The 25,040-nt window shown below is 60.8% G+C and carries 19 protein-coding genes and 6 pseudogenes; 16 read left to right on the top strand and 9 right to left on the bottom strand.

The annotated features are described in order from the left end of the window. Window positions 1–2: 2 nt before the first annotated feature. From L0U84_RS44195 to L0U84_RS10060, 8 genes are all read left to right on the top strand, one after another. Window positions 3–638 carry a trehalase-like domain-containing protein gene (locus L0U84_RS44195; RefSeq protein ID WP_442793987.1) on the top strand — a complete coding sequence of 212 codons (636 nt, stop codon included), beginning with the start codon at window positions 3–5 and terminating at the stop codon, window positions 636–638. A 53-nt stretch (window positions 639–691) separates the two neighbouring features. Next, window positions 692–1,759, top strand: coding sequence for a glycoside hydrolase family 15 protein (locus L0U84_RS44200; RefSeq protein ID WP_442793988.1), 1,068 nt, complete (start codon window positions 692–694; stop codon window positions 1,757–1,759). 119 nt (window positions 1,760–1,878) lie between these two features. Beyond that, window positions 1,879–2,379, top strand: a complete 501-nt coding sequence (locus tag L0U84_RS10035; protein WP_233849603.1) for a flavin reductase family protein — start codon at window positions 1,879–1,881, stop codon at window positions 2,377–2,379. A 220-nt stretch (window positions 2,380–2,599) separates the two neighbouring features. Then, window positions 2,600–3,736, top strand: coding sequence for a glutathione-independent formaldehyde dehydrogenase (locus L0U84_RS10040; RefSeq protein WP_233849605.1), 1,137 nt, complete (start codon window positions 2,600–2,602; stop codon window positions 3,734–3,736). A gap of 638 nt (window positions 3,737–4,374) precedes the next feature. Beyond that, window positions 4,375–4,665 carry a hypothetical protein gene (locus L0U84_RS10045; protein ID WP_233849607.1) on the top strand — a complete coding sequence of 97 codons (291 nt, stop codon included), beginning with the start codon at window positions 4,375–4,377 and terminating at the stop codon, window positions 4,663–4,665. Between the two features lie 132 nt (window positions 4,666–4,797). Continuing rightward, window positions 4,798–6,093: an NRAMP family divalent metal transporter gene (locus L0U84_RS10050; RefSeq protein ID WP_233849609.1), complete on the top strand. Its 1,296-nt coding sequence runs from the start codon at window positions 4,798–4,800 to the stop codon at window positions 6,091–6,093. Between the two features lie 381 nt (window positions 6,094–6,474). Further along, window positions 6,475–6,771 carry a CsbD family protein gene (locus tag L0U84_RS10055; RefSeq protein WP_233849610.1) on the top strand — a complete coding sequence of 99 codons (297 nt, stop codon included), beginning with the start codon at window positions 6,475–6,477 and terminating at the stop codon, window positions 6,769–6,771. Between the two features lie 102 nt (window positions 6,772–6,873). Then, window positions 6,874–7,248, top strand: coding sequence for a phage holin family protein (locus tag L0U84_RS10060; protein WP_233849611.1), 375 nt, complete (start codon window positions 6,874–6,876; stop codon window positions 7,246–7,248). Window positions 7,249–7,635: 387 nt separating this feature from the next. On the opposite strand, the gene L0U84_RS10065 is transcribed toward L0U84_RS10060, so the two are convergent. The 3 genes from L0U84_RS10065 to L0U84_RS10075 all read right to left on the bottom strand — a co-directional run bounded on the left by L0U84_RS10065 (window position 7,636) and on the right by L0U84_RS10075 (window position 12,117). After that, window positions 7,636–8,166, bottom strand: coding sequence for a hemerythrin domain-containing protein (locus L0U84_RS10065; protein WP_233849612.1), 531 nt, complete (start codon window positions 8,164–8,166; stop codon window positions 7,636–7,638). A 374-nt stretch (window positions 8,167–8,540) separates the two neighbouring features. Then, a complete protein-coding gene (locus tag L0U84_RS10070) occupies window positions 8,541–9,188 on the bottom strand; it encodes a YoaK family protein (protein WP_233849613.1) in 648 nt (215 codons plus the stop codon). Between the two features lie 637 nt (window positions 9,189–9,825). Continuing rightward, window positions 9,826–12,117 (bottom strand): FdhF/YdeP family oxidoreductase, encoded by a 2,292-nt coding sequence (locus tag L0U84_RS10075; protein WP_233849614.1) that lies wholly within the window; start codon window positions 12,115–12,117, stop codon window positions 9,826–9,828. Window positions 12,118–12,325: 208 nt separating this feature from the next. Here L0U84_RS10075 and L0U84_RS10080 point away from each other — a divergent pair, with 208 nt between their 5' ends. Beyond that, window positions 12,326–12,631: a RecQ family zinc-binding domain-containing protein gene (locus tag L0U84_RS10080; protein WP_233851997.1), complete on the top strand. Its 306-nt coding sequence runs from the start codon at window positions 12,326–12,328 to the stop codon at window positions 12,629–12,631. Between the two features lie 400 nt (window positions 12,632–13,031). Here L0U84_RS10080 and L0U84_RS43795 read toward each other — a convergent pair whose 3' ends face one another. Then, window positions 13,032–13,205: a DUF2934 domain-containing protein gene (locus L0U84_RS43795; RefSeq protein WP_267939541.1), complete on the bottom strand. Its 174-nt coding sequence runs from the start codon at window positions 13,203–13,205 to the stop codon at window positions 13,032–13,034. Window positions 13,206–13,493: 288 nt separating this feature from the next. Here L0U84_RS43795 and L0U84_RS10085 point away from each other — a divergent pair. Both L0U84_RS10085 and L0U84_RS10090 read left to right on the top strand, forming a co-directional pair. After that, window positions 13,494–13,760, top strand: a pseudogene (locus tag L0U84_RS10085) (DDE-type integrase/transposase/recombinase); the annotation flags it as partial. Between the two features lie 168 nt (window positions 13,761–13,928). After that, window positions 13,929–14,900 carry an IS110 family transposase gene (locus L0U84_RS10090; protein WP_233849615.1) on the top strand — a complete coding sequence of 324 codons (972 nt, stop codon included), beginning with the start codon at window positions 13,929–13,931 and terminating at the stop codon, window positions 14,898–14,900. A 1,904-nt stretch (window positions 14,901–16,804) separates the two neighbouring features. On the opposite strand, the pseudogene L0U84_RS10095 reads toward L0U84_RS10090, so the two are convergent. From L0U84_RS10095 to L0U84_RS10115, 5 genes and pseudogenes are all read right to left on the bottom strand, one after another. After that, window positions 16,805–16,969 (bottom strand): annotated as a pseudogene (locus L0U84_RS10095) (RES family NAD+ phosphorylase); the annotation flags it as partial. 99 nt (window positions 16,970–17,068) lie between these two features. After that, window positions 17,069–17,443 carry an RES family NAD+ phosphorylase gene (locus L0U84_RS10100; protein ID WP_442793989.1) on the bottom strand — a complete coding sequence of 125 codons (375 nt, stop codon included), beginning with the start codon at window positions 17,441–17,443 and terminating at the stop codon, window positions 17,069–17,071. Beyond that, window positions 17,443–17,604 (bottom strand): annotated as a pseudogene (locus L0U84_RS10105) (antitoxin Xre/MbcA/ParS toxin-binding domain-containing protein); the annotation flags it as partial. The pseudogene L0U84_RS10105 and the gene L0U84_RS10100, both read right to left, overlap by 1 nt. After that, window positions 17,594–17,950, bottom strand: a pseudogene (locus L0U84_RS10110) (transposase); the annotation flags it as partial. The pseudogenes L0U84_RS10110 and L0U84_RS10105, both read right to left, overlap by 11 nt. Before the next feature lie 238 nt (window positions 17,951–18,188). Then, window positions 18,189–18,854: a RibD family protein gene (locus L0U84_RS10115; RefSeq protein WP_326491186.1), complete on the bottom strand. Its 666-nt coding sequence runs from the start codon at window positions 18,852–18,854 to the stop codon at window positions 18,189–18,191. Between the two features lie 512 nt (window positions 18,855–19,366). Here L0U84_RS10115 and L0U84_RS10120 point away from each other — a divergent pair. The 5 genes and pseudogenes from L0U84_RS10120 to L0U84_RS10140 all read left to right on the top strand — a co-directional run bounded on the left by L0U84_RS10120 (window position 19,367) and on the right by L0U84_RS10140 (window position 25,021). After that, entirely contained in the window at window positions 19,367–20,497 is a 1,131-nt protein-coding gene (locus tag L0U84_RS10120) for an extracellular catalytic domain type 1 short-chain-length polyhydroxyalkanoate depolymerase (RefSeq protein ID WP_233849618.1), read from the top strand. Window positions 20,498–21,269: 772 nt separating this feature from the next. Continuing rightward, window positions 21,270–21,721 (top strand): annotated as a pseudogene (locus tag L0U84_RS10125) (Hsp20/alpha crystallin family protein). Continuing rightward, window positions 21,721–22,148: pseudogene (locus L0U84_RS10130) on the top strand (Hsp20/alpha crystallin family protein). Before L0U84_RS10125 ends, L0U84_RS10130 begins: the two co-directional pseudogenes overlap by 1 nt. A 369-nt stretch (window positions 22,149–22,517) precedes the next feature. Continuing rightward, on the top strand, window positions 22,518–23,081 hold the full coding sequence (locus L0U84_RS10135; protein WP_233849620.1) for an Hsp20/alpha crystallin family protein: 564 nt from the start codon (window positions 22,518–22,520) through the stop codon (window positions 23,079–23,081). A 1,061-nt stretch (window positions 23,082–24,142) separates the two neighbouring features. Continuing rightward, the gene (locus tag L0U84_RS10140; protein WP_233849622.1) at window positions 24,143–25,021 is read left to right on the top strand and encodes a manganese catalase family protein; all 879 of its coding nucleotides are present in this window, start codon (window positions 24,143–24,145) and stop codon (window positions 25,019–25,021) included. Window positions 25,022–25,040: the final 19 nt, after the last annotated feature.

A 25,040-nucleotide genomic window follows, 5' to 3' on the forward strand; every position in this document is an offset into this window, starting at 1 on the left:
TCATGGCGTTGCGCCTCGAAGACTACGCGATGCTCGGCGACGGTCAAAGCGCAGCGCTCGCCGGCATCGATGGTTCTATCGACTGGCTATGCTGGCCCGCGTTCGATTCGAGCCCCTGCTTTGCCGCGCTGATCGGCGAGCCGAACAACGGTTTCTGGCGGATCGCGCCCGATGATGGCGTCGTGGCCGCGCGCCGTCGCTACCTCGACGCGTCGCTGGTCCTTGAGACGATACTAGAAACCGTCAATGGCACGCTCGAACTGACCGACTGGATGGAATGGGCCGCGGCGCCGCCGCGCATTTGCCGGCGCGTGCGGTGCGTGTCGGGCCGGGTGCGAATCACGAGCGAGTTGGCGGTACGTTTCAACTACGGACAGGCGCTGCCCTGGCTGCGCCCCTTGGACGACAGGATCGCCGCAGTAAACGGACCATGGACGATCTGGTTCGACACGAAGCAGGCATCGTCCATTCGCGATGCGCGCGTATACAGCTCGTTCGAACTCGCGGCCGGCGAGGTTTGCGATTTCGTACTGACCTGCACCCGGTCTCACGAACCTCCACCGCAACGGTTGCACGCCTCGGAGTCGCTTAAGGGAGCGCTCGACTTCTGCTGCAATGGACTGCAGCTCACTCTATAGGCGGGCGCTATAACAATGCGGTAACACGATCACTCGTCACACTCAAAGGACTGATGAACCACCAGACCGGCGGTATCGTTGCGGCTCCAACCAGCTCGTTGCCGGAACGCGTAGGCGGCGACCGGAACTGGGATTACCGCTATTGCTGGCTGCGCGACGCGAGCTTCACGATGCTGGCACTCGCCGCAAGCGGTGTCAGCGAAGAAGCGCAGGCGTGGCGGGACTGGCTGGTGCGTGCCATCGCGGGGCATCCGGCGCAGACCCAGATCATGTACACCACAGATGGCGCGCGCCACATCGTCGAGTGGGAATGTCCAGCGCTGCGCGGGTATCAGGAGTCGCGCCCGGTACGTTTCGGCAATGCGGCCGTGAACCAGTCGCAACACGACATTTACGGCGAAGTGATGAATGCGCTATATGTCGCGAGGCAGCATGGCTTGGCGCCCGACGAGGACGCATGGTTGCTCGAACGCAACCTGATCGATCAGGTCACGGCCATCTGGCGCGCCGTCGATAACGGCTTGTGGGAGTTTCGCGGCGCGCAGCGGCACTTCACGTTGTCGAAGGTCATGGCATGGGTCGCGGTAGACCGTGCGATTCGCTGCACAGAAGAGTTTCATCACCGGGCGCCCATTGCCAGATGGCGACAGCTTGCAGCTACGATACGCAACGACGTGCTGGCGCACGGCTTCAATCAGCACGTGAACGCATTCACACAATCCTACGGCAGCGAGCAGCTCGACGCGAGCCTGCTGCTTTTGCCCTTGTTCGGCTTTCTTCCCGCGCAGGACTCGCGAATACAGGCAACAGTGAGCGCCATCGAGCGCGAACTGATGGCGGATGGACTCGTGTTTCGCTATCGAAGCGACGCATCCGGGAAGGCTCAGCACGAGCCCGACGAAGGCGCGTTTCTCGCATGCAGTTTGTGGCTCGCGCAGGTCCGGCACATGCAAGGTCGCCACGATGACGCGCGCACGCTGTTTGAACGGGTGCTCAGGTTGCGCAATGACGTGGGGCTTCTCGCGGAACAATACGACATCCGGGCAAAGCGCCAATGTGGCAATTTCCCGCAAACGCTGTCCCATGTCGCGCTGATCAATACAGCGATCATGCTGGGCTGACTCGCGACACGACGGCACGCCTTGCCCGCCAGTCTGAACAGTGCGCCCTGAACTCTCCAGATTCCTGCGCCAAACTGACTACTGGCGCATTCACCCCATCACGACAGAAAGGAGGAGCCATGAACAGCATCGCCGATCTTTTCAGGCACCTGACGGCAGGCGTGTACGTGATTGGCGTATCAGACGGCGATCGCCGGGACGCCTTCACGGCAAGTGCGGTCATGCAGGTTTCGTTCTCTCCATTGCTGATCGCAATCGGTATTAGCCCGACGCACGAGTCCTACAAGCTTCTCCATGACGGACGGGGATTTGCCATCAGCGTATTGCGGGCGGAGCAACAGGATCTCGCGCGGCACTTCGGAACACAGTCCGGCCGTACTGTCGACAAACTTGCATCGACGCGCTGGCAGCCGGGTATGACAGGGGCGCCCCTTCTGCTCGATGCGCTTGCGCATTTCGACTGCCGGGTCGTCAATGACTTCGATGCGGGAGATCACAGGCTGGTCGTTGGGTGCGTACTGGATGGAACGATTGTCAGTCCCGCAGGCGAGCCGCTGATCTACGCGCAGACAGGTAATCTCGACGGCAGCGCCAATCTCTATCCCGCAACATTTTCCTGAGAGCGCTGGAGATCCGTGTGCATGTTGTGCATCGGTTCAGGGCGACATGTGAGGCTCGATCTACTTAGCCAGGCACACGTCTGCCGCCATGCCGCGCAAGCGACGTTCCTCTCTGATGGCGTCTTCGCCGCTCGCTGTTCGCGATCACCAGGCATGCGTGCTGCTCGAGCTCGAACACGGTAGTCAACCGACGATCCGCCCTATTCTCGAGGAGTTCAGCATGAAAGCACTGGTTTATGAAGGTCCACGCAAGGTTGTCGTGAAGGAAATGCCGGATGCGAAAATCGAGCGACCTACGGATGTGCTCGTGAAGATCACGACCACCAACATTTGCGGCTCAGACCTGCATATGTACGAAGGCCGCACGAATATGGAATCGGGCCGCATTCTCGGGCACGAGAATCTCGGTGTCGTCGTCGAAGTCGGCAATGCTGTCGAGCGTATCAAGGCAGGCGATCGGGTGTGCATGCCGTTCAATATCGGATGCGGTTTTTGCAAGAACTGCGAGCGGGGTCTTACCGGGTTCTGTTTGACGACGAATCCCGGCGTTGCAGGCGCAGCGTATGGATTTGCCGGTATGGGGCCGTATAGCGGCGGCCAGGCGGAATATCTGCGCGTGCCTTTCGGCGACTTCAATTGCCTCGTTCTGCCGCCCGATGCCGAAGAAAAGGAAAACGACTACGTAATGCTGTCCGATATCTTTCCGACCGGTTATCACGCAACCGTTCTTGCCGGCGTCGAACCCGGCGATAGCGTCGTCATCTACGGCGCAGGCCCGGTGGGTTTGATGGCCGCGCTTTCAGCATCGATCAAGGGAGCCAGCAAGATCATGGTGGTGGACAGTCATCCGGACCGGCTGAAACTCGCGGAGAAGATCGGCGCGATCCCCATCGACGACAGCGACGGATCGTCGGTTGACAGGATTCTCGAGATGACCGGCGGGGAAGGCGCTGATCGCGGTTGCGAATGCGTCGGCTACCAGTGCAGTTGCAAAGGCCACGAAGTGCCGAACCTGACGATGAACAACCTGATCAAGGCGGTGCGTCCCACAGGCGGGATCGGCGTGGTCGGCGTGTTCGTCGCTGAAGATCCCCAAGCCGAAGATCCATTGCAGAAGAAAGGCCAACTTGCGCTCGACTTCGGGCAGTTGTGGATGAAAGGACAGCACATTGCGACCGGTCAGGCAAACGTCAAAGCTTACAACCGCAAGCTGCGCGATCTGATCGCGGCGGGCAAGGCGAAACCGTCCCAGATCATCTCTCACGAATTGCCGCTCGCGAGCGCCCCTGATGGATACAAGCACTTCGACGAACGGGACGACGGCTGGACGAAGGTCGTGCTTAAACCCGCGGCCTGAGCTAGGAGTGCAAGGTAAGTAGTCCGGTAACGGTGGGATCGCGCAGCGTTCGGGCAAATTCCACTCCACGTTGCAGGGCCGACCTCGCGGCTTCCTCGGGCGAGTCGAATGGCGGGCCGCAATCGCCCTCCCGGAACAGTGCATTCGCGCGGTCTGGGTTGCCGATGCCAACGAAGCATTCCGATCGCCAGGCATGCTGTTCGTACCGCTCCTCCGTCACAACCACATATCGACCCACACTTGCCGTCGCCATTGCAGTCTCGAAATTTCTGATCCTGCATCAAAGCATAGTCACCGGCTCGCTGTTATGCCAGCGGCGAGCGTGAACGTTCACGCTCGCCAGCGACGGGCTTTTTGAAAGGTTGTCCCCTATCGCCGCGACCGGTTGCATTGAAGTTGCCCCTTCCCGAACCACATCGGTCATGGCCGCCGTTGAACGTCGAAACGCGGACATCCTCCCAGTATTAAGCGCCGCCGACAGAACCGGCCGTGGAGACGCTCTGACTCCGGTTAGACGGACACCCCATAGAACGCTTTTGAAAAGCGGCACAAGTCATGGGAAGGCCAACGCCGTAAGGACCGCTCCCTGTGCGTGGCCCGATTCATGCGCGTTCACGGTAAGCCGGGAGGAGACCACCATGAAAACGCGCCTTTTCACTTACGTCGAATGTCCGTGCGGACATCGCGGAGCCCTGATCGAAAGCACCGACACGCGCAGTTCGTCAGACGGCGAGCATCAGGCGTGGCTGCGCCAGTTGACCCACGCCGGGACGTATGAAGGAGCGGACGGACTGTTCGCGGACATGAAGCCCGGTTGCCCCGCGTGCGGCCGAAGTTTGGGTCCGGATGATGTCGTCGGACGCCGCGAGCTGCAGGGGACGGACGAAGTCCTGCGGCCGCCACAGACACCGCTCGACGCCGGCCGCTGACGCGTCGGACGTCCGGTGATTGAACACCGAGGCCCGCGACAACGCCAGGCAGCCGCTCCCGCGAAAAGCCTCGTCGGGAAACATTCGCCCTACGCGCTTCACGCGGCACCCTCTTTCTACGGGGCACCCAGAATGGACATTGACATCAACCCGTCCGACAAGCCGGACCCCGAAGTGCAGTCGTGGCTGGAAAAGCTCGGCCCCGGCCTGGTTACCGGCGCCGCCGATGACGACCCCAGCGGCATCGCGACCTATTCGCAGGCTGGCGCGCAGTTCGGCTTCAACATGCTGTGGACGATCATCCTCACCTATCCGCTGATGGTGGCGATCCAGATCGTCAGCGCGCGGCTCGGACGTGTGAGCGGCCACGGCCTCGCGACCAACATCAGGCGTCACTATCCTGCGTGGCTGCTGTACGGTTGCGTCGTCCTGCTTCTCGTTGCCAATACGATCAACATCGCGGCCGACCTCACGGCGATGGGCGCAGCGGTCAACCTGGTGGTCGGCGGTCCAGTGCATGTTTATACCGTTGCATTTGCGCTGGTTTCCGTGCTGCTGCAGCTCTTCATTCCCTATCGCAGCTATGTGCGCGTACTCAAGTGGCTGACGCTCGCGCTGTTTGCGTATGTGGCCACGGTGTTTGTCGTGCAAATCCCGTGGCAGACCGTGCTGGTTCGCACCTTTATTCCGCATCTGTCATGGAAAAGCGCGTACATCACGACGGTCGTCGCCATTTTCGGGACTACCATCAGTCCATATCTGTTCTTCTGGCAGGCATCGCAGGAGGTCGAAGAGATGCGGGCCGAGACGGGTCAGCGCGCACTCAAACATGCCCCCAGACAGGGTCGCGCCAATCTGAGCCGCATCCGGATGGACACGTGGATCGGAATGGGATTCTCGAATGTCGTGGCTTTTTTCATTATCCTCACGACAGCCGCCACCCTGAATGCGCACGGCGTGACCGACATCCAGACATCTGCGCAGGCCGCTGCCGCACTCAAACCGATCGCGGGCAAGTTCGCCTTCACCCTGTTCAGTCTTGGCATCATCGGCACCGGGCTGCTCGCGTTGCCTGTGCTTGCGGGTTCCGCAGCCTATGCGATGGCGGGCGCCTTCAACTGGAGAAACAGCCTCGCGCTGAAACCCCAACTAGCGAAACGTTTCTACGGCATCATCGCACTATCTACCGCGGTTGGTCTTGCGATCGGTTTTACAAGAATCGATCCTATCAAGGCGCTTTACTGGAGCGCCGTGATCAACGGAGTGGTGTCCGTCCCAATCATGGGACTCATCATGTTCATGGCGGTCAATCCGAAAATCATGGGCCGCTTCGTCATTCCGGCGCGCCTGCGCATCACCGGCTGGGCCGCAACGATCGCGATGGGAACTGCGATGCTGGCGATGTTCTGGTTCATGCTCATTCCTTGAGAACGTGAGGCGCCCCGGTCACATTCAATCGTTTTTTTTCGATCTTCCAGACTGCAACTTCAACGGCCGCTCTGCCGGAGGGGGATAGCATCCCTCAAAACGCTCGCAATTCATTAGGAGTTCTTTGTACCTCAACCAAACCAATCGGGGGGTGGTCCTCCGCTTGCGTCAGGTGTGGCGAAATTGCGCCGTGAACCAAAGGCGAAGCACGCAGGCGTTTCGTCAGTGTCTTAATGACTTGCGGAAGCGGGCCCGGCTTTTGCGCATCAATCGGCACGGTGTCCCGCTGGCCGAGCCAACATTGGCAGAACCGCGAGGCTCGACTTTCGCGGAGGCACATTCTCCGGTACAGCCTGATCGCATTCACCTGAGGAGCAGACAATGGAAACGACGAAAGAAGAAGGACCGTTACGGGAGATGGCCGGCAACGTACAGCAAGCCGCCGGTGATCTGCTGGGCGATGTCGGTGCGCAAGTGAGCGGCACGGCGAAGGAGCTGAGCGGTAAAGCGCAGCAACTCTATGCCGATTTTGCGGATGTCGTTCGCGAATCTACCGTAGAGCGTCCATTCGCGGCGCTGGCGATTGCCGCAGGCGTGGGTTTCGTCCTCGGCGCGTTACACGCGGCAACTCGCTCCCGACCCAACGACATACGGCACGACTGGAGAGATTGGAGGTAAGGCGATTTGGTCTTGCCCGCGAACGAGCGCGAAGAACGCAGATGACAAGCACCTCGCTGGCCCGCGTCTTTCAACACCAGCCAGCTCCTGAGGAGTAGCGAAATGTCGATACGTTTAAGAGTCACCCAGTGGCGAAACGTCGGCGGATTCTGTGTCGAACGGGCCGCCGATTACGGTGAGCTGGTTGGCGTCGAACTCGAAGAGACGAGGAAAAGGCTGGTTCGTGAATTAAGCGCGCTCGTCGCTTTGGCGGCAGCTGGCCTTTTCACACTGTCGTTTGTGTGCATTGCGGGGATTGCAACGGCATGGGGGACATCCTATTTTCTTCCGGTGGTTTGGGGCGTGGCCGCGATGTGGCTCGTTGTTTCCATCGTCTCCCTGCTGATCGTTCGCTCGCAGAAACCCGGGCAATCGCTTCATGTTCTGCAACGCGAACTCCGGAGCGACCTCGACACCTTGAGGGAGGCCCTCAAATGAGCCACCGATCTGACGATAACAGAGCAGAGACCGAGATCCTGACCCGGATGGCGGCATCGCGAGCAGCGTTACTCCTAGCGAACCACTCTGCGCCACCCTCGGTCCCGGTCTTGCGCCGACAAACCACGCCCCCCGCAGCCGGTCTGATCACTTCGCTGGCGGCCGCACCTCGCGTCACGCTGCTGCTGGCTTTATGCATCGGCGTAATCGCCCTCGGGCCTCACAGGACACTCAGAGTAGTGGGCCGCTCGGGGATTACCGCGCTGCTGGCCGGCACGACCCGCAAGGTAATCGCTCAGGCCATATAGGCTATCGCATATAGCGGACTGCGCACGAATTTCGTGCGCCCGACCGCACGCGCCGCGCAATCTTCAATCGCCGCCCGACCTACAGCGTCATGGTCTTGTCGCCTCCCGATCTGCTACCCACCGCGTCGAGCTTGAGCTGCAGTTCGGCTTTGCGCTTCGCCATTTTTTCGCCGAGTTCCCGAAGGTTGCACTTTGACTTGCGCAGTTCCGGAAAGAGTTCCTGCTCCTCTTCCTCGACATGATGGTCTACCATCTCGCTCATCACTTTGAAGGTCGCGTCGAAGCCCCTGTCGCCCGCCCTCAACGTTTCAAACTTCGCAATCAGGGTCTTGACGAGGAAATGCTCGATATACGCCTCTTCAACGTCGACCCTGTCGCTGTCTGGCAATGCTTCCTGCGCGGCGGGATACAGCAGTTCCTCTTCGAGCATCGTATGGATGGATAGCTCTTCGCAAGCGCGCTGCGCAATTGCAGCTTTCGCTTCAACGTCCTCCGTCTTTTCGAAAGCCGTAAAGAGTCTTTCGACTGCGCGATGCTCCGCCTCGAGAAAGGCCAGTGCATCGGATGCAGTGGATGCTGCTTCGCCTTTGTCCTGTTTTGTCGCTTCCATGTCTATCTCCTCGGTCATACGGTTGGATGCAATGGTAGGCGACCTTGCTGAGCAACCCATATGCCCACTAAGCAATCTTAGCGTGGCTGCCGCGAGCGGGTTGTCAAACCCGTCGTGCAGCCAGTACAGACGGCCCGGTGTCGCCGAGATGCGCAACTGTGGCGTCACGAGGCGCCGGCCGTGACTGGATCGCGGGCGAAACATGAACCGATGCTCACCAAAACTTGCTGAGCCAGATGGCGACAGATGAGCTTCTGTCGAACATTGAGGCATTTCGGCCCGCTCATGTCTTCCATCTGACTCACCCGTCACGCAGGGGCCCGAACTGCTACGACAATTCCGGGAGGATTTCCAACGCCCATGTGAGGCACGCGTCACGCGCGCGTCGCGCCGGTAACCGCGATGTCGACGAAGATCAGCGCCGCGATCAGCAACGGATGCGGCGCGTCCCTGCGCGCGAGCGCCCCCGCCATCACGCCGCCGCTATAACCGAGCCACGCGCCGCCCGAAAGAGCGGCCGTGCGCAGTGAGATCATCGCGTCGCCGGTGCGCCACATGATTGCGCCCGCCATGGCGATCAGTGCGTCCGCACATTTGATGATATTGATGGTGACGACGATGATCTGGATCGACTGGCCGCCGATGCTCGCAAACGTCTCGCCCTGCATGGCCATCGCGAGTGCGAGCAATGGCAGTTCGCCCCGCAGAGACAGCGCCGCGTCTTGCCGCAACAGATCGGCCGCCACAATCGCGAGCAGCATATGACGCGGCGTGGGGATCAGACGCCGCGCGATCGCGCCACATGGATACCCGGCAAAGAACAACCCCAGCACCAGGCCGAACGACCCGCCCAGCGTCCAGTTGCGCGAGATCGCCGCGTAGCCGAACTGCACGGTATTGCCGGTCATGATGCCCGGGTACAGCCCGCTGAAATCGAGGTAGCCGATGATCTCGACATAGCCCGCCGCCGCGGACAGCAGCGCAGCGCGTGCGATCGATTGCGACAACGTGCCGGATGGCATGGATGTGCTATCTCCGACGGATGCACTGATCGCAAATGGCGGATTGAATCTTGCCACGCCGCGCGAAGTGCGGCGAGCAAAGAGACGTATCGTTCGCGCGGCGGCCCTCCGGATATCGTGAAGCACGATCGGAAAAATCGGCCACAAAGGGCCGGCCGCATCTGCTTCGAACGCACACGCGCCAAGTTCGCCAACCCATTTGAGGCCCGCGCCTCGGTCCCGCGCGCGATTTTTCGCGCGTGCGTAATAAGGGCTGCCTTCCACGAGCGGTGTCGGGTCATGCGAAACCAGATATATCCGGACTCCATCGGTTTGTGCGCATCCGACGTGCGATCATCTTACGAAGATAACTTTGGCCGATTAGGCAATCTAGCGGGCATCTCGAGGTTATTGGATTCGCCACTGCCCGATGAGCGTCGCGCGGTCGCGAACTACCCCGTCCGTTGCTCATCTGCCCGCGGCTCCGTACGTAACGCATACGTTACCAACACACGCCCTGAGATCCGGCGGCGCTCGCCACGACGATCATGGAAGCGGGCACACGCCCGTCATGCGCTTCACGCGCCATACTGGTGTGATTGAGTGGCCGGCAAAGATCGTGCTGCCGGTCCATTCGTAGCCACCCTGCACGCACTCCTCACCGTGGGCTCGCCAAGATGCGCACCGGAATCGACTTCGCGCCCGGCACCTTGCTCTCCTTCGCGTAATGCCACAGCGGGAGCAGCGGATTGCATTCCGGATAGTAGCCGCCGATGCATCCCTGCGGCACGTCGAACGGCACGACGCTCAGCCCGTAGACGCGGCGCTCGACGCTGTCGTCCGCGATCGTTTCGAGGCCAATGCGATCCCCCTGCACGAGCCCGCGCTTCTCCATGTCGGCGTGATTCATCAGGATCACCATGCGCGTGCCTTTGATCCCTCTGAAGCGGTCGTCGAGGCTATAAATCGTCGTGTTGAACTGGCTATCGCTGCGCAAGGTCATGAGCCGCAGCGAATCGGGCTCGCGCTGGGGCATGTCGGGATCTTCGCCAATCGACGTGGGCACCATGAACTCGGCCTTGCCACTCTTCGTTTTCCACTTGCGCTCGCGCGCGGGCAGCGGCCGTATCACGCCACCGGGTGTCCACATGCGCGCCTCGAAGTCTTCGAACATCTCCGGCCACGTCTTCGCCATCTCGATGCGCACACGCGAATAATCGTCGCGCCACGCGTCCCAGTCGACGGTCGAGCGTTCGCCGAGCGTCGCCTTCGCGATGCCCGCGACGATGAACGGCTCCGAGCGTATCGTCGGCGCGGCCGGCTCGGCCACGCCATGCGAGCCGTGAAAGTGCGCAGTGCTGTCTTCCATCGACACCGCCTGCGCGCCGCCCGCCTGCCGGTCGATCTCGATGCGACTCAGGCACGGCAGCATATATGAGCGCGAACCGTGCACCAGATGGCTACGATTGAGCCTGGTCGTCACGTTGACCGTCAGCCCGAGCGCGGCCCACGCCGGCTCGGTGCGCACGCGGTCGGGTACCGAGCGCACCAGGTTCCCGCCCAGGTTGATCATCGCGTTGACCTTGCCGTCGAGCATCGCCTCGAAAGACTCGACGATGTTCATGCCTTTTTCGCGCGGCGGCTCGAACGAAAACTGTTTGGCCAGCTGATCGAGCGGCGCGAGTTCCGGCTTTTCGGTGATGCCGACCGTACGCTGACCCTGCACGTTCGAATGTCCGCGCACGGGCGACGGACCCGCGCCCGGCTTGCCAACATTGCCGCGCAGCATCAGTAGGTTGCACAGCATGCGCACGTTCTGCACGCCCATGCGGTGCTGCGTGATGCCCATGCCATAGTGGATGATCACCGCGTTCGCCTTCATGTAATCATCGGCGGCGGCCTGGAGCGCCTCGCGCGGCAAGCCGCTCACGCACTCGATGTCATCCCAGCTCGCGTCGCGAACGTACTGCGCGAATTCCTCGTAGCCGTTCGTATGCTCGCGAATGAAAGCGACGTCGACCACTCGCGCGCTGCCCGTGCTCACCGCACGATCATCCGCTTCAATGACGAGCTTACAAATGCCGAGAATCGCGGCAGTGTCGCCGCCTGTCTTCACCTGGTGGTATTGCGTACTGATCTGCGTGTCGGAGGGCGTGAGCATGTCGACCGGCGATTGCGGGTTCGCGAAATGCAGCAGGCCCGGCTCCCGCAACGGATTGAACGTGATGATCGGCACACCGCGTTTGCGCGCGTCCTGCAACTGATGCAGCATGCGCGGGCTATTCGTGCCGACGTTCTGGCCGAAGAAGAACATCAGGTCGGTCTTCTCGAAGTCGTCGAGCGAGATCGTGCCGACGCCCACGCCGATCGCCTCCTTGAGTCCGACGGCGGTGCTCTCGTGGCACATGTTCGAACTGTCGGGCAGATTGTTGGTGCCGTACATGCGCGCGAACAGCTGCAGCATGTACGAGGTTTCGAGCGACGCTCGGCCCGAGGTGTAGAACACCACGCTGGACGGGTCCAGCGTGCGCAGCTCGGCGCCGATTGCATCGAACGCTTCCTGCCACGCTACGGGCACGTAGCGGTCGGTGGCCGGGTCGTAGCGCATCGGCTCGGTCAAACGCCCCGCTTCCTCGAGATCGCGGTCGTGCCACTTCGCGAGTTCGCTGACTGTGTGGGCGTGGAAGAAATCGGGTGTCACACGTTTTACCGTGAGATCCCACGCCGTCGCTTTCGCGCCGCTTTCGCAGAACTCGAATGTATGCGGATCGGCCGGCTTGGCCCACGAACAGCTGACACACATGAAGCCGTCGGGCTTGTTCTGACGCATCAGGACGCGGCTATCCGTCAGGGGCGCTTTTTCCTGCAGCAGGATCGTCGCGACGGCCTTGAGCGACCCCCATCCGCCCGATGCGTACGGATATGCGTCGCTTTTGTCTATTTTGCTCATGAGTCCCCCGCTTGGTCCATACATGTCACGTCATGAGGTATTAGCACGCCGTGTTCCCGGACGCTGCGGAATGCGGCGGTGCTGCGCTTGCTGCGTCGCTGGCGCGCTCGCGAGGTTTGCCGCGATAAGTGGTGAGTACAGCGCGATTGATGCTGCGGTCGACCGCTACGCGCAGCTTGCGACGCGCGATCGCGATACCCTCCATCAGATGATCGACTACGCGCAAACCGGCGGCTGCCGATGGCGCGTGATACTCGAGTATTTCTGTGATGCGCAGGGTTTCGAGCGCTGCGGCACCGGTGGCAACTGCCTGAACCCGCTCGAGGCAATGCGCGAGGCGCAAGGAAGCGCACCTGACGAGATAGAGCCGCCGCGCCGCCCCAGCAGGCAGCCACGCTTCGGCCACGGAGACACGGCGCAAATTCGGCGCGGCCCACGCAGTATTGACGACGGACAAACGGGTCGCGGTACTGTTTTCCGATGGAACGACCCGGACATTCATGGAGGCTCGTGAAGGCAGAGATCGCTTGACGCGCGAGGCTTGTCCTTCAGTGTGGTGGAAGACTCGGGTCACACTCGCCACCTTGTCTCGTTGCTGCCGCATTCCTGCCACTCGAGGAGTGCTCCGACATCTGGCGCACAGGCTACCTGCCATGAAACTTTCCAGGCAGGCACTCCTGAACGCCGCCTCGGGCTTAATCCTCGGCGGCTCCCGCTACGGAACGCGCTTACGGCGTTCCTTCCGCTTGCCATCCCGTGGTTGTGCGAGGACTGAAGACGCAAGCTGCAGTGCCGACCACCGAGGATAATCACGGTGAAACGGAAAAGACCCGCGTATACCTCAAGTGCGGACACGCCTTGCAGAATCGCACTTTCCGCGCGCCGGCCATTCCGGCGCACCAGTTTGGTGACCGTCAGGCAGTATCGCTGCCGGCCGCGCTTCGTCGTTGCTCCTCTGCGATTTCCGCTTCCACCAGAGCTCGCGCTTTTCGCCAGTACTCGTCGGCGCAACCCTCCATACGGCCGTCCTCCTGCCAAAGCGCATAAGCTTTGGCTCGAATACGCTCTTCGATACTCTCAGCAGCCATAAAACGTACCTTTGATTACAAGTCGGCGTCGGGGAAATATAGATGCTCCCGCAGCCGGACAACAACCCTGTCATTCATCGCAGCCTGGAATAGACGCTGTTTAAAGCACACCGTCTCCCACCCGAATCGCTGCGATCTTAGAGTCAGTTTGAAGCTTCCACAGCGCAGGCTACCATCCTTCGGCGGCGAACCGTGTTTAGCTCGGTCCGGAATTACACCGTGCGCGCGGAGTCTTGGGCCATTCCAATATCGTCATGGCCGCGTCAAGGGTGCGGGAGTAAGATCCAGGCCGCGCGCCGCTATTTCCAGCAAGCGATCGATCGGACCGGTATGTCCCTGAGAGCGCGACCATGGACAAAACCGGGGCAAATCTGGCCGTCCTGCAGACCATCAACGCTGAACGCGAACGTTCACAAGATCCAGCAGTTCAGGTATCTCAGCCAGATCGTCGAGCAGAATCATCGGGCTATCACACGCCAAATCGGGCCTTTGATGGGCTTCAGGTACTTTCGCTGCGCTCGCTTTATCGTAGCTGGAGTCGAGACGAATGAAATGAACGCGTCCCACCCGTGAGCGCTGAAAGGGATCTGAAGGTGAACCCTCACGGGCCGACGGCATCAAGTGCCGAAGTTGGAAGATCATTGAAGTCTTCTCAGGTAAACAAGAGGATCCGTCATGCCGCTTACACCCGTTGGAATCGACATCGCGAAAAGCGTCTTTTAGGTGCACTACGTGGATCCAGAAACCGGTGAGATCGTGAACAAACCGATCAAGCGGGCAAAGTTCCTTGAGTATTTCGCGAACCGTGCGCCGTGCCTGATTGGCATGGAAGCGTGTGGTTGTGCGCAGCACTGGGCACGAGCGCTGAACAGGATGGGACACCAGGTAAGACTGATCCCCGCGGAGTTTGCCAAGGCGTTCAACATCCGCAACAAGAACGATGCGGCGGACGCCCGGGCGATCTGGCTGGCCGTACAGCAACCTGGCAGGCCGATCGCGGTCAAGACTGAAGCACAGCAGGCGGTGTTGGCGCTGCACCGAATGCGGCAGCAGTTGGTTAAGTTCCGCACGATGCAGATCAACAGTCTGCGTGGCTTGCTGACCGAATACGGCGAAGTGATGGGCAAAAACCGTTCGGCGCTGGACAAAGCAATACCATCCGTGCTGGCGAGGGTTGCAGAGCGTCTGCCGGCGGTCCTGATCGATACGTTGCGCGAGCAGTGGAACGGATTGACCAAGCTGGATGAGCAGATTGCTGAAATCGAGCGACGGTTACGTCAGTGGATGAAGGAAGACCGGGCGGTCAACGCTATTACCGCGATTCCGGGTGTCGGCGTACTTACGGCGACAGCGGCGGTTGCGACGATGGGCGATGCGAAGGCCTTTAGATCAGGACGGGAGTTTGCCGCCTGGATTGGGCTTGTACCGAAGCAGGCGGGCTCGGGTGGCAAGGTGAACCTGCTGGGTATTAGCAAACGTGGAGATACGTATCTGCGCACGCTGCTAATTCACGGTGCGCGCAGCGTGCTGACTCACGCAAAGGAACCGGGTCCGTGGGTCGAACAGATCAGAAAACGACGGCCAGTGAATGTGGTGATCGTGGCCCTCGCCAACAAGATGGCGAGAATGACCTGGGCGGTCCTGGCGCATGAGCGGCAGTACCAGAAGGGGTATGTCAGCGTGAAGCCGGCATGAGAAACGGTTGGTATTACGAAAGAGACTAACTTTTACACAAGGTGATAGTCGAAGGGTTGCGTAGGAAATCGTATGCGATGACAAGCCAGGTAGGACCGGGACTCGTTAAACCTGAATGTGCATAGGAGCTTTGAGCTCGTGAGATGAATGAGGCACGAGTCAGCGGATTTCATAGTGGCCCGCAGCGGTAGTATCCGCTGCAACAAGGCCGAATATAATCTGCAGCCCATTCTGTCTGTCAGAACACACGAAAACTCGCGCAAACGGGACGCGTTCATATAGATGCACATGATCAAAAGAAGGCAAATGATACCGGACGACATCATGCGAACTGCTGCCTGACAGTTCTATTCGTTGCTCATGTAGGAATCCATACCATTAATCAACTTCCTCCTAGCGTATCGCGACAACTCTTCACGCCAAGCCATCAGTTGACGCGGGGGCTCGAAGCGGGACAGATCGCGGGGTTCAGAAAGCAGGTCAGTCGCCACAAGCCAGCTTGATTGCGCGGTGGGCCGCCTTCGCGCACCCCGAGCTGAAATTCCCCATTCTGCCGTCCTGAAATACCAATGCGACCTAGTCGCCGCCCTGCAGAGTAACCTTTCCAGGAAAACCAGGAAAGCCAACTGGACAGCACCACGATCTCGCGTCGGTGGCGCGCGCACGGCCCCTGGCGGGTCAGTCATTTCGGAGCCGTAGCGCGTGTCTCGCGCGCGAGGCTGCACGGGGCCGAGTGGCACAAGAAATGCTGCGAGCGGCCCAAGAAATGCTGCTCATGTCGCGTGCCGCGGGCTTCGTCGCTCACAGGCATAGGGGCCAGCTTCACCGCGCGTGACTCCCGCTTGCACGGGCATCTGACGCAATACCTGTCGCATCGACATGACGCTGGACCCTCCCTCCCGTTCGGCCCTTCATCACCAGCTTCAGTCTCATCAACCTGTCCTGTGACTACTACGGCCTCTGCTAACTCCTCGCTCCGGCTCGACGCCGTTGCCCTTTCAGGCATGAGGCAAGGCCTCCCCAGGTAAGAACACACTCCTTCACCGCACAACCACCGCATCTACGCCACTTCGCCGTGGTCACGAGAGCTTCGCGGTTTTTGGCCCGCTCGCCCTGCTCCGCGGCGCCTCATATGCGGTTCTTTGTTAATCGACTCGCGGCTTACGCTCCACGCTTCCTCGCTACACCCGGTCGCCCTCGTGCAGTTGCGCTTCTCTGGGCGCACAAAAAAATCGGCCCGCTTGCGGGCCGATGAACACACGTGGTACTTGGCGAACCGCTGTGCGCGATTCGAGCAAATTAGAACTGGCGAATATGAAAATAGCAAGTCGCCAGAGGACGCCGCTGGGCTGGCGAAATTTCGCTAGGTCTCGCGCGTGACGAGCGCGGGGCGCGCTGATTACGATTTCATTTGCCGGGTGCGAGCCCCGGCAAATTGGAAAACTCCTTTTAACGGCGCACCGTCGACTGGGCGCCGCTTTTTTTGGCCTCACGCTGTCCGACGCTTTCCGGTATGGGATTTGCGCACGCGCAGAATCCGCCCACCCGCGCAAGACGCAGCCAGCGCAATCCGGGAGCCCGTGATGCCGAAAAGAGAATTCGTACATGGCCACCACACGTATCGCCTTCGAACGGTGAGGGTAACGAATGGATGGACGTTCGAAATCGTTCATAGGGTGCGCACGGGGGATGATGCAACCGAGACGGAGCATAGCCCCGGGATCACCTATGCCTCGGAAGAGGCAGCGATGGAAGCAGGCACGCAGGTAGTCATCGACATGAGCGCCCTACTGAAGGAGAACCGTTGAAAGCCGAAAGACAGATGCGCGTGAGCGTCAGACGCGGGTCTCTCGCGTGATCTCTGGCGATTGTGCCTGGGCGAGCGACTGGCACCTCCGGCTGTCTCACTCGTCAGAGCCGCGAAAAAGCCGCTCGTCCCAAACGACTGGTCGCGACTCACCGACGACGATGCCCGCAGCGAGCGGGTGTGCCGGGTTAACCAGAACATTCCACTCTTCGCGCGCGACAACTGACGGCACCAGCAGTATTGCGGTGCGGCGTTCTGCAAGAACCTGTCCGCATTTTTGTGTGCGAGGCGGTTAGCGGAGTTACCGGGGCAGGCAGCGGCCCTCGGGCCGCTGCCCGCGACGCCACCGTTCGTTTCTTCTTCATCGGCATATCCATGACTTTGATCCTTCATGATATGCCCCGCCCACAAAATGACGGATAGGTCCTTCTGCAATCCAGCGATCACCAAACTCCCGGGCGATCTGGATGTTCGCCCCGTCCCATCCGGCCGGAAGCAGGGTTTCATCCGCTCGCTCCACCGGAATGTCGTGGGGTGCTTCAGCCGTGACGACGACGTGGGCCTGCGGCACCTTGCCTATGCGCGCGTGGACCAGCACCTCGAGCATTGCTGCGGCGAACGTGGTCGCCCCATAAATGACGGCGCGGCCCGGACTGTTGAACCGGCCACCGATCAGCTGTGCCCCCGTTCCATCCCAGACGGGGTGGCGGCCGTCCGCAATGCGATAGATCCGCATCAGGCTGGAATTCCATAAAACAGCTTCCAGAGCAGCTCTTCCACGCGCCTGGCACCCAGCTCGGTCATCGAGACATCAAGCGGGGTGCGGCCGTCGAGCAGTGGATGAGGCGTGTTCAGGAATTCCCGCGCGTCAGCTTCTGAATCCCACACGTATTCGGCCAATGGCCGGCTCGATCGCACTGCGCCGTCTGATCATCGCCCGTAGCCCCCGCGTGATACCTCGCCGCAGCCCCGGGCGGTAGATCTTTGCACCTTCGATGTCTACGCCCTTGTACCCACGGTCCACGAGGGCGATTTCTGCGCGACATCGCTCAGGATTGCCGCCTCCTCCAGCGCTTCTGCAAGAGTGTGGCCATCGTACGGATTACCCGGCATCGAGCGCACGCCAACGACCAGGCCTTCCTTGTGGGTTGTCGTGATCGACACTTTCACACCGAACTCATACGGCGTGCACGCGTTGCACCTTTGCCAGGCACTCCACCTCTGGCGCATGCAATGCGTAGATCTCAGCGTAGGACCAGCTCTTCTGTTCGTTCATTGGCTTTCATCTCAGGAGCCTGACTTTCTCCACAGGGTTATCCACCAAAATTGTGGATAACGACCATCCTTCCTGCAAGGGGTATCGTCCATGATGCCGCACGCGTTGATGGCGAACGATGGATCCAACGCGGTCGTGTTGGCCGCATCAAAAAAAGCAAAGCGTGTGGCCGAGGGCCTGCACAGAGCACCTGGCCGCGCGCTTTTTACGCTTTCTTATAGCGCAGCCAGACCCCGTCGTGATCCACTTTTTCAAAAGACACCAGCTTCAGATGCGCTGGCGCTTGCCACTCGTCCATCGCTACCTCGAACGATGAAGGATGTTCACGGCGGCCATCTACGAGGGGGAGAATCAATACACTCACCTCGTCCACAAGGCCCGCATTCACGAACGAACCGCTCACATGCGATCCACCTTCCACAATCAGCTTCTTCAAGCCGAGTTCGGCCGCAAGCGTTTTCACCACCTTGTCAAGGTCGAGCTCTGACTTGCCGCCGAACACATACGAGATGCCGATCGATTGAAGATAAGCGAGATAATCGTCGGTGACCTGTTCGGTCAGCACTTCGATCACGTGCGACTCAAGCGTCGTGTTGCTCTTCCATGACACCCGGCCCTGCGGATCAATTGAAATCGCGTATTGATGCGCGTTGCGTTCGACGAAGTGATCAGCGCGGAGCACCGGGCCTGTGGCGAGGCCTCTCCGGTACTCCGAGCCTCCAGAAATTTCCTGCATGGTCGCGCGCCCGCATATCCAGCCGTCAGCGTCGAAGCTAGCCGCGGTGCTTTCATACAAATCAGCAGCGTAGTCGAGGTTCCAGCCCTCCAGCAGGCTGCGGCCGTCGAGCGAGGACATCATGTGAGCAACGATATAGGGTTTTCATGCGAAGTCCCGGTGTCTGGTCTCGAAACTGATCTCGCCGCAAGCATTCGTTAAAACTTGCAGCTTATAAACGAAAAGATCGGGCTGGCCCCTGTGATGTTTCTCACGGCTCGCCTTCAGCGGAGGCGCGGGTAGCGCGTCCCTGATGATCACACCCGACCAACGGGCCAGTAGTAGCAACCGCCGTTCCAGAGAGAGGGATTGTCCGCCCGGTTCGGCGCGACCGCTTCGAGCGGTCTGCCGCCAAGGGATACGAAGTTCTGGAGCTAGGTACCTGCAGCTACCCGATACGGGACGCATCCACCAGCGTCGTAGTCAGATCAAGCACGTCTGCGATGAGCCATCGGAAAGCGACAGGTACGAGTGTTGCGCTGCAAGACGGCCTGTTTGGAAGCGCCTCACTCTTAAACACAGCTGGTCTGCTATGTACCGTTGCGCAATGCGGCGCGATTTTCCTTGCTCGCGCCATCCGGATGCATGTTCCTGGAGGAGTCCGCGGAATGTCGAAAAGCCTGATCAAGCTCTGGCTGAGCGGTTTGAGACACATGGTCACCAGTCAGGTGGAACCGATTCGCGTACCCAAGCCCCGCGCGCCGACGAGGCCTGCGCGCACCAGGACCGCTAAAGCGAAACCGAAGCCGGGCGCAGCCACCAAGGCAGCTACGCCGCGTGCCGGAACGCGCCCTGCGACGCGCGAATCGCGCGAGCGTCCGCGAGCGTCTGCGTGGGCGCGCGGGAAGTGGGCCCGGTCGTACCACTCGGCGCCGCCTATGGCCGGCCGCTTCGTCAATCACATTTCGTATGCCCTCTACACGCCGCCAAAGACCGGCCTCGAGCGCTTGCCACTCGTCGTCATGCTGCACGGCTGCAAGCAGAACGCCGACGATTTTGCGCGAGGCACGCGGATGAATCTGCTCGCCGACAAGTACGGATTCGCGGTGCTCTATCCCGAGCAGTCGAAGCACGATCACGCGCTGCGCTGTTGGCGCTGGCATGACGATTTGACCCGCGCAGGCGGCGGCGAGGCTGCATCGGTTGTGTCGCTGGTCAACGCCATTGTCGAACAGCACGATCTCGACGCCGAGCGCATCTATCTCGCGGGAATGTCCGCAGGCGCGGGACTCGCGGCGATACTGGCCGTGCGCTATCCGCGTGTATTCGCAGCGGTCGGCCTGCACTCCGGTGTGGTGTTCGGTAACGCGCGCTCCGCCACCACCGCGCTCGATGCCATGCGCCGGGGCAGCCGCAGCGACCCCGTCGCGCTGATCGACGCCGTCGTCGATGTCCGGGAATATCCGGGCATGCCGGCGATCATCGTGCATGGTGAACTGGACTCAGTGGTGACATCAGTCAACGCCGAACAATTGACGCAGCAGTTCCTCCGGCTCAACGGCTTCATTGATGCTGCCGGGAATCGCCGCGCAGGCGACGCACGTGAGGAGAAGCGCCAGGACGGCGTCGTGAGTGACTATTTCAAGAATGGCCGGCGGGTCGTGAAGACATCGATTGTGCGTGGGCTCGGCCATTCATGGGCCGGCGGCGACGATAAGGTGGCCTTTCACTCATCGAAGGGACCCGACTCCGCCGCCGTCATGTGGGAATTTTTCAAGTATCAGCGGCGCTCGAGCTAGGCCCCACAAGATGCATTCACCCCACCGATGAGCCACGATGCGACAGGTGTCATACCATAGCGCGCGTCGCCTCAGGGACTCTATCGTGTTCGCACTGTCGCCAGTGCTGCGTACCCAGCGGGTGGGCCATTCAATTGCGTTTTCTTACCAGTCGCGAAGAAAAGGGGAACCTCGGGCCTTTTCTGGGGCTGTTTTCACCGATTTGCTCCGATCAAATCACACATTCACGGATTTTGCTCCTCGTCCCCAAGGGCCTCTTTCGATGATATGCAACTTCCCGTATTCGATGTCTTTTTCATCATCGTCGGTGCGAGGTTGCAGAATTGACCGATATCGAAGGTTTGTTCGTCCGGGAAGATGATCTCAACCCGGCGCGCTCGCGCACTCATGTCGCCCTTATGTTGTTGTCGATGGCGAGCCTCGCGGCCTCTACCACGCGACCCGTGTTTCAGTCGGAAGGCCCCTGCTGGAGCACAGCGGAACACGGTGCCGGTCCAATGTGAGCCAGTCCGAATCAAATTCCATATTGATCCTCCGCCCGCTGGCCGCAATGCATCGCGAACTATAGTGACCGGCAGACGGTTTTCAGGACCGGAACTTCATCACTTCCCCTTGAAATTTTCGCCTTAGGTCCTATCTTTGTTTTCGCTCAGGCAGATGCGCCGGCCGCATCCGGTGCACTGCGTGTTTCGATTTGTTTGCCAGCAGTGTGGCAAGCGAACTGGAGCGCGTAGACCCGTTCGCCTCGTCGCTGCGCGCGAAGGAGGATACGATGAGTGATCTCTTTTCCGTAACCGACCTGTTCAGTGAGTTTGACCGTCTGCAGCGGCAGATGGACAGCCTGTTCGGCGGCTTCCCGTCCAGCATCCGCTCAGGCCGCTTCGGTGCCTTTCCGCAACTCAACACCGGCACCACCGAAGAGTCGATCGAAATTGTCGCGTTCGCGCCCGGTCTCAACCTGGCCAACCTGGACGTGTCGGTCGACAAGGGCCTGCCGACCATCAGCGGCGAGCGCAAGCCTGCCCAGGCCGGACATGATGACCCAACCGCGAGGACATCCGCACCTATGCCCAGCAGCGCTTTACCGGCAATTTCCGGCGCGTGATCGAACTGCCGCAGAATGCGGACCCCGACAAGGTACAGGCGCGCCATACCAACGGTTGCGTGTCGATCAGCGTGGGCAAGCGCGAAGCGTCGAAGTCGTGGGGCATTACCGTGCAGTAATGCCAGTCATTCAAGGAGCGAACCATGACAAGACCCAGGTCGCCGAACGCGACCAGCAAGCGGTAGCACGACGCGAGGGTGAGCAGCCGGCACGGCGGATGACACTCACACCGGCAGTCGACGTGTTTGAAGACAGCCAGGCATCACGCTGTGGGCGGACCTGCCGGGTGTAACGAAGGGCAAACTCGACGTGAAGGTGCACGACGGAAATCTCTATATCGAGGCCGAAGCGGTGGTGCCAACTCCCGCAGGTCTGCGGCTGCAACACGCCGAGATCCGTGGACCGCATTTCGCGCGCGCGTTCTCCCTGAGCCCCGACTTCGACACATCGAAGATCGATGCGAACCTGCAGGACGGTGTCCTGAAACTGACGATCCCGCGTCGCGACGCGGCGCGGCCGCGACGGATCGAGGTGCGGAAGAACTGAGCGCGGGAGATCTGCAACGACGGCGCGAGAGACCGGTGCCGGCCGAGAGGTCGCCACCGCCCGGCTTTGTGGAGACGGTGATGCCGACCTCCGTGGACCAAAAGTGGCGCGGATGCACGGGCCGCCCCTGAGCGGGGGCGGATGCCCGGTTCGTAAGCCGGTTGGCCTTCGCGATGGGTGTGCGGCGCCGCTCGGGGCAACGCGGGGTGGCAGCTGCAAGCCGACTGCCATCTGGCGTGTTACGCCCAGCGCGAGGGGCTTCTGCTGACGCCCGGCGCGCCGCGGCGCCGCAGTCAATCGACGACAGCAGAAGCGAGCAGTGAGCGTGCAGACATGCGGTTCTCCTGCCAGATCATCGAGGAGCATAAGATGAGCACCGACCCGAAAAAGTGGAACCCTTTCAAATTTCTCCGCGGCTCAGCGCGCAAGCCCGACGTGGACAGTCCGCAAAGCTCACCGGCCCGCGAACCATGGCCTGCCGGGTGGCCTGACATTCAGCGACTGTTCTCTCGCGACCCGTGGCAGGCAATGGAGGACTTCTTTCACGATCCATTTGCCACGCGCGGACCGCTCGATCGGTGGTTTGGTGACTTCAGCTCATCGCGTTTCCAGCCGTGCATCGACGTCGTCGATGAAGGGAAGGTCCTGCGCGTGACTGTCGAGTTGCCAGGCATGGAAAGGGATGATCTGACGGTCAGCGTCGAGGATGGGGCGCTCGTGTTGCGGGGTGAGAAAAAGCAGGATGTGCACAGCGAGGAAGATGGCTGCTACCGGCTTGAGCGCGCATACGGGGCCTTCACGCGCACGATCCCGATGCCCGAAAACGCCGATCCCGAACACGCGCTCGCAAAGTTTGACAGGGGCGTGCTTACGCTGACCGTGCCAAAACAGGAGCCGTCGCGACCCGCGAGCCGCACGATTGATATTGGATAGCGGCCGCGCCGACAGTGCGCCTGCAAGGTGAATGCTGGGAAGGAGTTCGGGCCGTTAGCTCAGCTGGTGACGCAGCGGACTTTCAAGAGGTCGGTCACTGGTTCGAATCCAGTACGGCCCACACGATGTAGGCGGACATTTCTGTCCCACCGCTTCGGGCTATCAAGGCATCACAGAGCGCTGCTTGCGCCGATGCGGCCAGAATGCGTTGCTCGATGGATGAGTGGCGCCGCTGCGATCGTATGCTTCTGTGACACCACCGCGGATCACGCTGTGGATTGCATGATCTGCAGACAGGGCGGTTTATTTTGCAGAGCCTGGTCTGCGCCATCAACGCGCCGGCTCCGACGCAGTTGTCAAGCGGCCAATGCGGAAGAGGATTGCCAGCCCGGTTCTGCGGTGACCGCGAGGCATGTTGATGTCGCACAGGCGGGGTTGGAACCGGTTGTACCAACGCACCGAGTGGCTCCGGGCCGTCGCCGGGAACTGGAGGCCGCGATAAAGCGATTCCGCTTTTGTCATCAAATCGTGCAGCCGTGACCGCGGGCCCCTCGCTGCACCGCTCAGGAGGCGGCGGTCCGCACGCGAACAATCGCACGAGCGCCTCACCTGTTCTCCTGTTTTGTAAAGACTGGCTGAATGTGAGGAAAATCGCGACACCTGAACCGCTTTTCGTGCTGGCGCCTGCCAATGATGGCGCGGGTTGTCCACCCCCCTCGTTTCAACAGATACCGGATGCGTCTGGCTCGCGACATTTCCTGCGGCGGCCGCGTTTGCGTCCAGGCGCAGGCCGTGCAGCCAGCCTGTTCAGGTGCGCCAGCACGACATCGGCCTGCCCCCGAGGCACACCTCATGCTGGATGTGGCAAGCGAGCCTTCATCTGGAGCGGAACACTCGCACCGCATCCCTGGCCGGGGCATTCGTCCCGAGACCCGAGCGCCCGATTCCGGGTTCCGTTCGGTCAGCTGACCGATCTGCTGCTCGGGCAATCTCCGCTGATCAGCAGCTGGCGCTATCCATCGCGCCATGGGGATCGCCGTGTCTGCAAAAAGGAGTGAGTCATGTTTGCGCACAACAAACGCCTGCAATACACGGTCCGCGTCGCCGCACTTAGCCCCGGGCTGGCCAATCTGCCGCTCGAGCAGTTCGGCGGTCCACAGGGAGAACTGGCCGCTGCCTGTCGCTACTTCACACAGGCTGTCGCTGAAGACGACCCTGGCCGCAAGGACATGCTCTTCGATATCGCCACCGAGGAGCTCAGTCATCTGGAAGTGATCGGATCGCTTGTCGCCTTGTTGAACAAGGGCGCCAAGGGACAACTGGCGGAGGCCGTCGAGGAGGAGGCTGAACTCTATCGCTCGCTCACCGCCGGAGGAAACGACTCTCACACAACTGCGCTCCTCTATGGTGGCGGCCCTGCCCTGACCAACTCAGCCGGCGTTCCATGGAGCGCAGCGTACATCGACACCATCGGCGAGCCGACGGCCGATCTCAGATCGAACATTGCCGCCGAAGCACGGGCAAAGATCATTTATGAACGGCTGATCGGCGTCACCGACGATGCCGAAATCAAGGATGCACTGGGCTTCCTGATGACGCGCGAAATCGCGCATCAGAAGTCGTTCGAAAAAGCGCTCCACTCCATCCAGCCGCATTTCCCTCAGGGCAAGCTTCCGGGCGACCCGAAATATACCAGCGTTTATTTCGATTTTTCCAAGAGCGATGATGTGCGAGGCCCGTGGAACGAGGGACCCGAATGGAAATTTGAAGCAGATCCGACACCGGCCGTTGATGGCGGAGACGGCACAGCAGAAGTCAATGTGCCGAAAGCCGACCTCGATGTGTTGAAGGCGATGGCATCCCGTACCACCTCAAACACCGATGTCGATCCCACCACTGGCGCGGACCTAGGCTCAGGGCAGGAAGCCGCTACGAAGTGATTGACAGGATGTTCCGGCG

The organism is Paraburkholderia sp. HD33-4 (genome assembly GCF_021390635.1).
Lineage (GTDB): Bacteria > Pseudomonadota > Gammaproteobacteria > Burkholderiales > Burkholderiaceae > Paraburkholderia.

Coding starts and splice junctions, on each gene's coding strand:
- L0U84_RS44195 (WP_442793987.1), top strand. CDS start 3: ATGGCGTTGCGCCTCGAAGACTACGCGATGCTCGGCGACGGTCAAAGC.
- L0U84_RS44200 (WP_442793988.1), top strand. CDS start 692: ATGAACCACCAGACCGGCGGTATCGTTGCGGCTCCAACCAGCTCGTTG.
- L0U84_RS10035 (WP_233849603.1), top strand. CDS start 1,879: ATGAACAGCATCGCCGATCTTTTCAGGCACCTGACGGCAGGCGTGTAC.
- L0U84_RS10040 (WP_233849605.1), top strand. CDS start 2,600: ATGAAAGCACTGGTTTATGAAGGTCCACGCAAGGTTGTCGTGAAGGAA.
- L0U84_RS10045 (WP_233849607.1), top strand. CDS start 4,375: ATGAAAACGCGCCTTTTCACTTACGTCGAATGTCCGTGCGGACATCGC.
- L0U84_RS10050 (WP_233849609.1), top strand. CDS start 4,798: ATGGACATTGACATCAACCCGTCCGACAAGCCGGACCCCGAAGTGCAG.
- L0U84_RS10055 (WP_233849610.1), top strand. CDS start 6,475: ATGGAAACGACGAAAGAAGAAGGACCGTTACGGGAGATGGCCGGCAAC.
- L0U84_RS10060 (WP_233849611.1), top strand. CDS start 6,874: ATGTCGATACGTTTAAGAGTCACCCAGTGGCGAAACGTCGGCGGATTC.
- L0U84_RS10065 (WP_233849612.1), bottom strand. CDS start 8,166: ATGGAAGCGACAAAACAGGACAAAGGCGAAGCAGCATCCACTGCATCC.
- L0U84_RS10070 (WP_233849613.1), bottom strand. CDS start 9,188: ATGCCATCCGGCACGTTGTCGCAATCGATCGCACGCGCTGCGCTGCTG.
- L0U84_RS10075 (WP_233849614.1), bottom strand. CDS start 12,117: ATGAGCAAAATAGACAAAAGCGACGCATATCCGTACGCATCGGGCGGA.
- L0U84_RS10080 (WP_233851997.1), top strand. CDS start 12,326: ATGATCGACTACGCGCAAACCGGCGGCTGCCGATGGCGCGTGATACTC.
- L0U84_RS43795 (WP_267939541.1), bottom strand. CDS start 13,205: ATGGCTGCTGAGAGTATCGAAGAGCGTATTCGAGCCAAAGCTTATGCG.
- L0U84_RS10100 (WP_442793989.1), bottom strand. CDS start 17,443: ATGCGGATCTATCGCATTGCGGACGGCCGCCACCCCGTCTGGGATGGA.
- L0U84_RS10120 (WP_233849618.1), top strand. CDS start 19,367: ATGTCGAAAAGCCTGATCAAGCTCTGGCTGAGCGGTTTGAGACACATG.
- L0U84_RS10135 (WP_233849620.1), top strand. CDS start 22,518: ATGAGCACCGACCCGAAAAAGTGGAACCCTTTCAAATTTCTCCGCGGC.
- L0U84_RS10140 (WP_233849622.1), top strand. CDS start 24,143: ATGTTTGCGCACAACAAACGCCTGCAATACACGGTCCGCGTCGCCGCA.